Source organism: Lutibacter sp. HS1-25 (assembly GCF_004121075.1).
Classification (GTDB): domain Bacteria; phylum Bacteroidota; class Bacteroidia; order Flavobacteriales; family Flavobacteriaceae; genus Lutibacter.
The window spans coordinates 1-11,286 of sequence record NZ_RHLN01000157.1; the positions used below are offsets into that span (position 1 = coordinate 1).

Consider the following 11,286-nt stretch of genomic DNA (forward strand, 5'->3'; position numbering starts at 1 on the left):
AGTCCATGAACTCCACCTGTAATTAGTGCTGTTTTACCTGTTAAATCAAAAAGGTTAATTGACATAATTTTATTTTTTATTAATTATCTTAAATCTGTTATTTTTGCTACATCCATATCGTTGTAATTTTTGCTCCTGCTTGTCCAAGACCTTTGGCCATTGCCATTCCAAGTCCATGAACTCCACCTGTAATTAGTGCTGTTTTACCTGTTAAATCAAAAAGGTTAATTGACATAATTTTATTTTTTATTAATTATCTTAAATCTGTTATTTTTGCTACATCCATATCGTTGTAATCCAAGTTTTCTCCTGCCATACCCCAAATAAAAGTATAGTTTGAAGTTCCTGATCCTGAGTGAATTGACCAAGGTGGTGAGATTACTGCCTGATCATTGTTCATCCAAATATGACGTGTTTCTTGTGGTTCTCCCATAAAATGACAAACCGCTTGATTTTCTGGAATATCCATATAAAAATAGATTTCCATTCTACGATCGTGCACGTGTGCTGGCATGGTGTTCCAAACACTACCTGTTTTTAGTTCGGTCATCCCCATTTGTAACTGACAAGTTGTTACAATACCTCCAATAATCATTTGGTTTACAGTACGGTGATTTGCAGTTTCTAAAGAACCCAATTCAATTTTATTAGCTTCTGCCTTGCTTACTTTTTTTGTAGGAAAGTTTTTATGTGCTGGCGCAGCATTTAAATAAAATTTTGCTGGATTTTTAGCATCGTTACTTTTAAAAACAACTTGTTTATTACCACTTCCAATGTACAAAGCATCTTTTAAGCCTAACTCGTAAACTTCGCCTTCTACTTCAACAGTTCCGTTTCCTCCAACATTGATAATTCCAATTTCTCTTCTTTCTAAAAAATATTCAGCTTTTAAAGGATCAATAGTTTCTAGCGTTAAAGGCTCTAATGGCACTGCCGACCCAGCAATATACCTGTCGTAATGTGAATAAGTAAGGTTAATTTTACCTACTTCCATTAAGTTGTCAATTAAAAATTCGTCTCTTAATTGCTGTGTGTCGTATAATTTTACAGCTTTTGGACTTGATGCGTAGCGTGATTCGTATGTTGTTGACATAATGTTGTTTTAATATGTAATCGATTACACAAAAGTAATATAAAAAATTTAAATGTCAAGTATTTTTAAATTAAAAACATTTTTTAGGTTAAGTATTAGATTGTTAGTAGGCTCTTTAAATTGTTTTATGAATTAACAATTTAGATGCATTATTTGATCTTTAATTCAAATAATATTACAGTTTCAATGGTAAAAAAATATTTAAAAAGAAGAGAAAATAATTGATATTATTAATGATTTAGGTAGCGTCCTACTTTTTTTGTAAATAAAACGGTAATGTATTTGTAGCAGTTAGCCTAAAATGTTACTCAATAAAAGCCAATCCGTGAGGTGACTTACCTGTTCCAATTGTGCTTACAAGTTCTAATAATTTCATGTCTATAACTTCAATTTTATTGGCATTGGAATTTGAAATAAAAGCATATAATCCATTGGGGTGGTTTAAAATATTGACTGGGTGAGGTGTGTGGTAAAGTATTTTTTCAACAAGGGTATTTTTTCCGGGTAATTTTATTTTTTTGATTTCTTTTTTTGAATGACTGTTAAAAACAGAAATATTTCCATCATTGGCATTTACTACTAAACAATAATTTCCATCAATAGAAAATTTTAAAATTAAAGGTTCATTACCTGTGTTTAAAGTATTAGTTATTTTGTAAGTATTTGTATTTATGATTGTTATGGTGTTTGTTTTGGCGTTTGTTACCCAAGCTTCAGAACCATCTTTGGTAATATCAATACCTTTAGTTCCTTTGCCACAAGGAATAATTTCAATCAATTTATCCAATTCTAAATCAATAACGCTTACAGATCCTGCATAAGAGTTGGTAATAAATGCAATTGGTTTATATGGATGGATTGCTAAAAGATGGCTTCCGTGTTGTTGAATCAAAATCTTTTTTTCAACAATACCAGTTTCTATATTTACTACCAAAAAAAAATTTCCTTCATCAGTTACTAAACCAACTTTATTTGTTGACGGAATAGCTACAACTCCATGCGGACTTAAACGGCTCTCTAGGTATATTGTTTTTTCAACTTTATTAGTTTTGGTATTGATAACAGTTACGCTATTTCCTTTAAGGGTTTTAGTGCCATAATTTGTTAAAACAACCCTGTTTTGGCTTGGTAGTGAAGCTATATCGTGCATACCAGGTTCAATAGGAAATTCGATGAGTTCTTTACCCTGAAATAAATCAAATAGTTTGATATCTTGGCTAAGTTGATCAACAATATACAATTTACCGTTGGTTTTAATAGTGTACGATGGAGCTCTTACCACAAGTACAGTAACCACTCTTGCTAAAATCAAAAAACAAATTATAATTGCTATATATTTTATTTTTTTCATTTTAATTAGAGTGGTCAATTAATGATTTATATTTTCAAATTAAAAAAAATTAAGCAGCACGTTTTGCACGTTCCCAGTTTACCGATTGTGATTTTTTCATATATCTAAAAAAACCAAGTACTACAGATAAATTCATTATAAAAAAGTAATACGGTACAAATAATATTTTTATTCGTGTAGATCTGTTTTCTAAAAACCAACCTGTTAAGGCTGCAATATAGAAAAGCATTTGTAACCAAAATAAAACTGAATACAATCCAAAATCAAAAATTCCTTCGTTATAAGCCAATACAAATGAAATAGGAATTAGTAACAGCAAACATAAAGGTGTAAGTGTCCATCTTAATACGCGATGTGAAATATATTGAAATGAAAGTGTGCCATATTTAAAAATATTAAGCAATGAACTTAACCTAACTACAGACTGAATTCCGCCTGCGGAAATTCTAATTTTACGTTTTAATTCTTCTTTTACATTTGCTGAAGCTGTTTCAATAGCATATGCTTCAGGATCATATTGAATTGTGTAACCATCTTGCGCTACTCTTAATGAAATGATAAAGTCATCTAATAAGGTATCTTTTTCAACATGGCGGTATAAATCTGTTCTAATGGCAAATAATTCACCTGCAGCACCAACTACCGAGTACAATTCAGCATCCCATTTTTTTAAGGCAGATTCGTATTTCCAATACAAGCCTTCGCCTGCGCCAGATGCAACGTCACTTTCTTTGTTAATAATTCTTTTTTCACCAGAAACACAACCTACTTTTTTATTGCCAAAAAGGTTTACAATACGTCTAACAGATTCTTTTCCAAGATTGGTGTTGGCATCGCTAAAAATAACAATAGGTGTTTTAACAAACTCCATTCCGCGATTCATAGCTCCAATTTTTCCATTTCGGGCATCTAAATGATGTACCGTTGTGTTAGGGTATCCTTTTAATAAATCTGGCGTACCATCATCAGAACCATCTGTAACCCAAACAATGTTTAGTTTTTCTTTAGGATAATCTAATTCTAAAGAGTTTTTCATTTTAGCTTCCACATAATCTTTTTCATTATAGGCCGCTATAAACAACGTAACTTCGGGTTCGTAATTAGGGTCTATTGCTACTTTTTTACCAATGTTTAAAAACCTACGGATTTTAATAATAACAAATAATAATATTCCGTATCCAACGTAGGTGTAAAAAGCTATAAATAATAATATCCAAAAAATGATTTTTAATGCTTCCATAAGGGTTGATTTTAGTTTTTTTATTTCAATAAAGATGCTTGAGATTTTTCGTTGTAAAATTTCTCTAGTATATTTCCAAACTCTACAGCTCTTCCTTCCCAAGAATTTTGTTTGGCAAAAGCAATTCTTTCTTTTATTAATGCATCGGTATCGTTGGTTAGCTCATTTAAAATATGTTCTTTAAACTGCTCTTTTGTATTGGCAACTTGAACAATGTTTGTAAAATCGGTTAAATTGGCAAAAGCAGTCATAACAACTGGAACTCCAACAGCTAGGTATTCATTAATTTTTAACGGATAAATATTTTTATTGACTTCATCCATAATATATGGAATAATACCTAAGTCGTATTTTGCTAATAATTTAGGAACTTCATTTGCTTTAATTGGATCAAAAAATGAAACATTTGGGTATTTAGATAAACGATCAACAATAGCGTTATTTAGCAAATATCCTGTAAATTCAAAGAGTACATCAGGTAGTTCTTTAACAGAATGTTCAACCATATCTATGTCAAATCGTTGGTCTAAAGTTCCTATGTAGCCTATCTTTTTTGGAGACGTACTTTTTGAAACTGATTTTTTTGCAAAAGGCACAAATAGCTTATAATCAACACCGTTTTTTACAACAAAACTATTGTTATTTAGCTTTTTCTTTTCTGAATTTAAAAAATCGGAAGTAGTAATAATCCCGTCAACTTTGCTACAAAATTCTTTTTCAATATTAAAAATACGGGATTGATGTCTTCTGGTATCCATACCATCATAACAGTAGTAAACATTCAAAAACTCTTGAAGTTGCCCAATCATAGGAAGTCCGTACATTGGGTTGTAAGCAGTCATGATTATGGTATTTGAAAGTGAATATTTTTTTATAACTTTCAATAATTGGCGTTTGTACAAATAGGTGTTAATTCCGAAAAAAAAATTAAAAGCAGCTTTGTTTTTTAGGAAATCAACAGGAAGAACAGGAGGCATTACAAGATGCTTAACAATGTCTCCGTTTTCAGTTTTTTCATCTATAATTCTACTTTTAAGGCCTAGCATTCTGCCAACTTGGGCTTTTTGTTTTCCCAATAAGCTCATAACAACATCTTTCAACGTAAATGGATACTCAACAAAAAATACGTTATTGTGTTCAGCTAAAAGAGATAACAATTGAACGGTAGATTTTGTAAATTCTCCGTGCCACGTTGTTTGAGAAATACAAATAATATTTTTATCTTTTATCATAGTAAATTATTTTTTAGAATGTTCAAGATGAATAAGTTGGTATAGTTTTAAATACTCTTTTGCCATATTTTCCCAAGAAAATAGTTTGCTTCGTTCCAAGCTTTTTTCACATAAATTTTCTGCATAGTCTTTTTCTGAAAGAATTTTAATGATACCTTCTGTAATTTCTTCAGGTTTATATGGGTCGATAATATGTGCAGCATTGCCAGAAACTTCAGGCATTGATGATGTGTTTGAAGTGATTACAGGAACGCCACATGACATTGCTTCTAACATAGGAATACCAAAACTTTCGCGCAGAGATGGATATAAGAAAATAGCGCACAACGAATAAATTGCAGGTAGATCTGTATTGATAACATAGCCAGTTAAAACAATATGATTGATAAGTTGTTTGTCGCCAATTTCATCAAGTAATTTTTCTAGTTCATTGGTGTCGTAATCTAACATCACCAATTTATAATCAGAGTTGCTTTGTTTTAAAAAATCAGAAAAAGCTTTTAAGGTTCCTTTGGTATTTTTTTTAGGATCTGTATTGCCAAGAAAAAAGAAAAAATTATCTGGTAAATGGTATTTTTCTTTGACTCTTTTTAATTCATTGTTATCAGTAATTGGTTTAAAATGGGTACTTACACCATTGTAAATTGCGGTTAAATGTTCGTCACCTTCCATACCAAAAAACTCAGCAATTCTATTTTTTTCAAAATGAGAAACGGTAACAATTTTGTCGCTGTTTTTAACTACACGAGGCACAATTAATTTGCGATAGGCATTTCCAAATTTTTGATAAGGAGTTGCGCTTCCTGTTAATATTTTATAATAGCTACTTTCCATATAAATAATGTCATGTAGTATTGTAATTAAAGGGATGTTGGTTGAAATTGGAGCCGTATTACTTGTGCAGTGCAATATATCACAACCGTATTTTTTAGCAGCTTTAGGCAATGCAAACTGCTCCCAAGTAGGGTATGGGCCACCGTCTAATTCAATAATTTTAAAATTTGAAGTTTCTTTTAAAACAGTATTATCTTCGTCGGGTTTTACAAAAATATAATATTCATTTTTTGTATCAATTACCTGAAGATTTCTTATCAACTCCAAAGCAACCATATCCATACCATGTTTTTTCTTGCGAAAAAGTCGTTGTCCTTCAATTCCTATTTTCATATCTTTTATTTTTTGAGGTATATATTTAATTAATTATTGTTTTTGGGAGCTTTACAGTTTGACCTTTTGAAGCTTTTTTTATAATTAATTTTTTATGTATTTGAACTGTGTTTGGTGTGAATAAATTTTTTGTTAGCTCCTTTTATTCTTAGTAATGAAAGCAGCATCATAAGCATTCCTTTGGGTAAGCTAGCTACAGCTTTTAGTGTTTTTTTATTATATAGTGATCTTGGTATTGAAAATAAAAAAGATAAAACACAGGCGATAGCCACAATAAGCCAACCTATTGAAAAAGCAGTTTCATTATTTAATAAATAATTGCTTACCGTAAAAAAGACTCCAAAAATAATAACGCTTCCTAACAATAAGACTCTTGGTGGTTGAATAAATTGAATTGCCTTGTCAAAATAGTCGATATTTCCTTTAAGAAAAAGATCTTTTAAAGCACTAAAAAAGTCCTTTCTAAAATAATGCAATTGAGCAGATAACCAACGTCTTCGCTGATTTCCAAAAACTTCTGCTTTTTGAATTTTTTCGTCATAAACCATAGCATCATTAAGGTATGCAATTTTATAACCATCCTTCAACATTTTTAATTCAATTTCTTTATCAAAACCACCTACAGCTTTTACGGTTGACATTAAAGATTTGAAAAAATCGTATTTAAATGCCATTCCCGACCCAATTATTGCTGAAGAAAGTCCTAATACAATATGACCCTTTCTAAAAATGTGATTGTTAATTTCTTCACTAACAGCATCTAAAATTGCCCAAGAATTGTTCATGTTTTTTGCTGTTCGGTGACCTTGCACGGCTATAAAACCTTGTTCAAAAGAGGTGTTTATTTTTTTTAAAAAATCAGCCTCCATTAAATTATCAGCATCTAAAATAACAGCAATATCGTATTTGTCAGTCAATGTAGCCATTGCTTTGTTTAAAGCTTTCGATTTTGTACTTTTTTCAAAACTAACTTCAATTAGTTTTAGAGGAAGTGTTTTTAATTCATTGAGGGTTTCTTCTAAAAATGAATCGGCAATAATTACAACGTCATAAAGATTTGAAGGGTAATTTTGCTGTAAGGCAGCATTGGCTACTTCAATAATAACTTCGTCTTCCTTATATCCAGGAATTAATACGGCAATTTTTTTCAATTCACCAGTAGATTTGTATTTTTTTTGCTTGTAAAATAATCCTGCAATTGAAAATACAAAAATATATAGGGTAGCTAAACCTATTAGAATTAGAATAATGATTTGAACTGTATTGAATATTAGCATATTTTTTAGGGTTTATTGTTGATGAAAATTTAGGCTGCTATCCGAAATAAATAGTACTTTATTTTTTCATGGATCTTAATTTATCCCGAACTTTTAAAGCATATTTTCTTAAGAAGGGAATGTGCTTACCACTTTTAAGGTTGTACATAAAAGATTCAGAATCGTAAATCATTTCAAAATTTGCGGTGCATAAAACAGGCTTTTTTGATATTTGATTTATTTGTATTGCTTGAGTGATTTCACTTTCAACAAAAAGCACATAAGGTTTAGACATGTAAGCTTTGGCTTTATGCCCTCCGTGATTGTTTGCTTTTTGTCTTGCCTTCATATCAGGCAAATCAAGCATTACAAGATCGTTGTATTTTATGTTGTTGGCTTTTAGCCAAGTTTCAGTTTCTTTACGGTATTTTTCTAGGCGAGAAGTTACAATGGTACCTATTTTACTACCCGGAATAAACAATGGCGGCGCGTTTAAAATAAAATCAATATACTTTTCACCATCATCGTTTTGTTCTGGTAAAGGATCAGGGCATAAAACACCATCAATATCAAAACAAGCTTTTTCTAAAGAAGTATGGTTTAAAATATTCCATTGAAAATATCTTGGTAACGGCACTACTTCAAAATAATAGTCTACCATTTTTTCTTTGCCAGGAATCACATAAATAGCACAATACTTTATATCGAATTTAGATTCTAAATGTTTTAAAGTTTCTTTGCATTCGATCATTGCCGAGCCAGAAGCAATACTGTCATCTACCACTAACACTTTTTTAAGTCCATCTCCTTCAAAAAATTGACTTCTTGCACCCGCTTTGTAGATATGTCCATTCAAAAATGAATGTATGTCTGTGTAGGGTTTGTTAAGGTATAATGATAATAAATTAGCAGGTAACATACCACTTCTTGGAACTCCAACAATTAAGTCAAAATCACGTGGAATTATACTAAGTTTTTTAAGTACTACATTGTTTAGTTCTCTAATATTTCGATAATTCATAACAGGAGTTTTAATATTTTATAAATTGTTTTATTTGCTTTTTAACTATTACTATTCTAATGTTTTTTGTTCTGTGTTTTCAGAAGATTTTTCAAGAACATCTGAATTTAAAACAATTGCCATAGATGCGTAAAATAACATAGCGGTTGGCATTTGACCTAAAACGGCATTTCCGTATGATGCAACCATAATACCTGCCATTCCGGCAATTAATGCAGCTATTTTATAGTTTAAATAGGTGTTTTTAATTTTAAACATCACAATAAGGCTTGCTTTAGCCATTACATAAAAAAGTATTGCTAAATGCAGTAATAAACCAACAATACCTTGCTCTACCCAAATTAATACATACCAGCTATCTGTTGCAACATTTGAAAGAAATGCATGGGGTAAATAACGTTGTGCTTTTGTACCGCCATGACCAATACCTCCTCCAAAGGGTCTTGATGCTAAATAATTTTTTAGAATTTTTTGATTATCGAGTCTTACTTGTAATGAAGCATCATTTGGGTCAAAGGCGGTTCGCATTCTTCGAATTTGAGCATTTCCTTGACCAATAGATGTGTATTTGAAGAAGATAAAAACAACAATTAAAAAAGCAAAACCTACACTAAGAACTTTTATGTTTTTACTTAGTACAAAATAAGCCATAAAACCAACAATTGGAACGGCTAATGCACCTCGCGTACCAGAAATCACCATGCCATATATTCCAAAAAGACCAACAAAAATGAAAAATAATTTATAGAGAAATTTTTTCTGAGACATGGCGTAAATTAAAAAAACAACACCTGTATATCCTTGGTTTGCTCCAAATTGACCTGCATCACTGTAAAACGAGAATACCCTTAATTTACCAAATAAAATATGAGTTTTGTAGCTACCTTCGTTTAACCATTCTTGTTCTGCAAAGTCTACTCCCATAGTCATTTGCATGATTCCTTTTAATGTGCCAAGAATTGAAAAAAAGGCCCATATATAGAAGAAATAATTTAGTTTTTTTTCAGTATTTATAAAATACAAAGTAAGCGGAACAAACAAAAAAGGATATAAACCAATACCTCTTCCTGAAACCCAAGCAGCAACACTTCTGGCTTCTGGATTTGCTAATTGAAAAATACTATACCCAAACCATATAGCTACCAGTAAGGTAACATCTTTTTTAGCTGGAGACCAATCAATACCAGTTCTAAACTTATTCATAATTAAAGCTAAATAAGTTAAAACAAGTATGCCGTCTATTCCAAAACCTAGAGGCAACCCTTTAACATATCTACCTAAACCAATCAATACAAAGTTTAAGGCAATTGCAGTGTAAAAACCAATAATAGGATACTTAAACAAATAATAAAAATAGCCTAGTCCGCCAAAAATGGCAAGAGACAATCCAACGCCAATAATTTTTAATTTGGCTATAATAATTGCAAAAAAGGCCACAGCAGCAAATAACAATAACATATTTACTGGTTTTGTTAAATTTTCTGAACCAGAATAGCTATTAAAAGGGTTTATGTTGAAGTTTTCGGCCATAGTTAATGATTCTCTTCAATTTTAACAAAGCGTTTGTATCTATTTCCTGTTGCCTTATTAAATAGTGATACATAAAATATAATTCCGCTTGTGAAAATTTCTTTGAAAGACAAGGACAATTCTTTGTTTAAAAAATACATTCCCATCCAAATTCCTATTATTGTAAATACGATGGAAGCTATTGCAACCATAATTAGCGATTTAAAAATAAATATGGCTATTAAATCTCCTATTACATTGGCAATTAACATCACAAATACTTTTATAGCATTGATATTAGGCTTGTTTACACTGTCTAATCCAATACCTGTCATACGGTCTATTGGCAATAGTAATCCGTAAATTGAAAACACGCGAACAATATCAACCACATTAAATCCGGTAACAGGATCTGTTTCTAAATATTGATTTCCTGAAAGTATGAAAACAAAAAATTCAGCAAATACAAAGGTGAATAAACTGATAAAAACAAATAAGTACGACAATGCGCCTGAATACACGTAAAACAAACTTTTAACTTCTTCAATTTTGTGTTGAACACTAGCTTTTGACATTTTAGGAAACGCTGTTGCAACAAAACTGCGTAAGGGTATTTGTTGTAATTCGGTAAGTTTTAAAGGAATGCTATAAAGTGCTACGGCAGCATTTCCTAACGGACTTAAACTTAAAATTAATGTATCTACACTGCGTAATAAATTGGTTCCTATAAGTGTAAACGTGGTGTATTTTCCAAAGTGTAATAATGTTTTGTTGGTTTCTTTAGTTGCTTTGGTAATCAATTGAATTCCATCCCAACCTAAAACAACACTCATTAAAGAAGTAACGGCATTAATAATAAGTAGTGCTATTACTAATTGTGTAAGAGTTAGATCTAACATTGTAAAATTTATTAGAATTACCAAGAAAAAGAATCCGCTATTTATTGATTTGAGTGCTAAAATTTGGGCGTATTTTCTGTCTGCTTGTAATACAACCAAAGCGTTATTCCATGGTAAGTTTAAAAAAGCCAATAAAGGATACCAGGTGAAAAATATACCATAGCCAGAGTTTTGAATGGCTTCATTAAAAATCGTATTGCAAACAATTAGAATTAGAGCGATTGCTATTGTAGCGCCTAAACCAATTAAAGCATTAGAACCTATTAATTTAATTCGAGAATCGTCATCGGCTCCAGACAGGTATCGTATTAATCCGGTATTTGTAATTCCAAACCGAAACATTTCAACAAAAGATCCTGCTGTAACAAATAAAACCCATTCGCCAAAAACGTCTAAAGACAAACTTCTTGCTAATAACGCAAAACCGCCAATGCCTAAAATTGCAATCACAACATTTCCTGTCAATGACAAGAAATTATCTTCGCGTACAATTTTTTTGAGCTTTTTCATTAATTTGG

The 11,286-nt window shown here is 31.0% G+C and carries 9 protein-coding genes and 1 pseudogene; all 10 read right to left on the bottom strand.

Features of this window, described 5'->3' with window-relative positions:
- Positions 1-124: 124 nt before the first annotated feature.
- Positions 125-235: pseudogene (locus tag EC396_RS15540) on the bottom strand (gluconate 5-dehydrogenase); the annotation flags it as partial.
- Between the two features lie 18 nt (positions 236-253).
- A complete protein-coding gene (kduI, locus tag EC396_RS15545) occupies positions 254-1,093 on the bottom strand; it encodes a 5-dehydro-4-deoxy-D-glucuronate isomerase (RefSeq protein ID WP_129367749.1) in 840 nt (279 codons plus the stop codon).
- A gap of 304 nt (positions 1,094-1,397) precedes the next feature.
- On the bottom strand, positions 1,398-2,444 hold the full coding sequence (locus EC396_RS15550) for a YncE family protein (RefSeq protein ID WP_129367751.1): 1,047 nt from the start codon (positions 2,442-2,444) through the stop codon (positions 1,398-1,400).
- A gap of 49 nt (positions 2,445-2,493) precedes the next feature.
- Positions 2,494-3,684, bottom strand: coding sequence for a glycosyltransferase family 2 protein (locus EC396_RS15555; protein WP_129367753.1), 1,191 nt, complete (start codon positions 3,682-3,684; stop codon positions 2,494-2,496).
- 20 nt (positions 3,685-3,704) lie between these two features.
- A complete protein-coding gene (locus EC396_RS15560) occupies positions 3,705-4,916 on the bottom strand; it encodes a glycosyltransferase (protein ID WP_129367755.1) in 1,212 nt (403 codons plus the stop codon).
- 6 nt (positions 4,917-4,922) lie between these two features.
- Positions 4,923-6,083 carry a glycosyltransferase family 1 protein gene (locus EC396_RS15565; protein WP_129367757.1) on the bottom strand — a complete coding sequence of 387 codons (1,161 nt, stop codon included), beginning with the start codon at positions 6,081-6,083 and terminating at the stop codon, positions 4,923-4,925.
- A 92-nt stretch (positions 6,084-6,175) separates the two neighbouring features.
- Entirely contained in the window at positions 6,176-7,360 is a 1,185-nt protein-coding gene (locus EC396_RS15570) for a glycosyltransferase family 2 protein (RefSeq protein WP_129367759.1), read from the bottom strand.
- Between the two features lie 58 nt (positions 7,361-7,418).
- Entirely contained in the window at positions 7,419-8,360 is a 942-nt protein-coding gene (locus tag EC396_RS15575; RefSeq protein WP_129367761.1) for a phosphoribosyltransferase, read from the bottom strand.
- A 51-nt stretch (positions 8,361-8,411) separates the two neighbouring features.
- Positions 8,412-9,890: an O-antigen ligase gene (locus EC396_RS15580; RefSeq protein ID WP_129367763.1), complete on the bottom strand. Its 1,479-nt coding sequence runs from the start codon at positions 9,888-9,890 to the stop codon at positions 8,412-8,414.
- Between the two features lie 2 nt (positions 9,891-9,892).
- A complete protein-coding gene (locus EC396_RS15585; protein WP_129367765.1) occupies positions 9,893-11,278 on the bottom strand; it encodes a lipopolysaccharide biosynthesis protein in 1,386 nt (461 codons plus the stop codon).
- Positions 11,279-11,286 lie beyond the last annotated feature (8 nt).

Bases quoted from the DNA above. Each gene is read 5' to 3' on its own strand.
- EC396_RS15550 (WP_129367751.1), bottom strand. From the start codon at position 2,444: ATGAAAAAAATAAAATATATAGCAATTATAATTTGTTTTTTGATTTTA.
- EC396_RS15575 (WP_129367761.1), bottom strand. From the start codon at position 8,360: ATGAATTATCGAAATATTAGAGAACTAAACAATGTAGTACTTAAAAAA.
- EC396_RS15560 (WP_129367755.1), bottom strand. From the start codon at position 4,916: ATGATAAAAGATAAAAATATTATTTGTATTTCTCAAACAACGTGGCAC.
- EC396_RS15585 (WP_129367765.1), bottom strand. From the start codon at position 11,278: ATGAAAAAGCTCAAAAAAATTGTACGCGAAGATAATTTCTTGTCATTG.
- EC396_RS15565 (WP_129367757.1), bottom strand. From the start codon at position 6,083: ATGAAAATAGGAATTGAAGGACAACGACTTTTTCGCAAGAAAAAACAT.
- kduI (WP_129367749.1), bottom strand. From the start codon at position 1,093: ATGTCAACAACATACGAATCACGCTACGCATCAAGTCCAAAAGCTGTA.
- EC396_RS15555 (WP_129367753.1), bottom strand. From the start codon at position 3,684: ATGGAAGCATTAAAAATCATTTTTTGGATATTATTATTTATAGCTTTT.
- EC396_RS15570 (WP_129367759.1), bottom strand. From the start codon at position 7,360: ATGCTAATATTCAATACAGTTCAAATCATTATTCTAATTCTAATAGGT.
- EC396_RS15580 (WP_129367763.1), bottom strand. From the start codon at position 9,890: ATGGCCGAAAACTTCAACATAAACCCTTTTAATAGCTATTCTGGTTCA.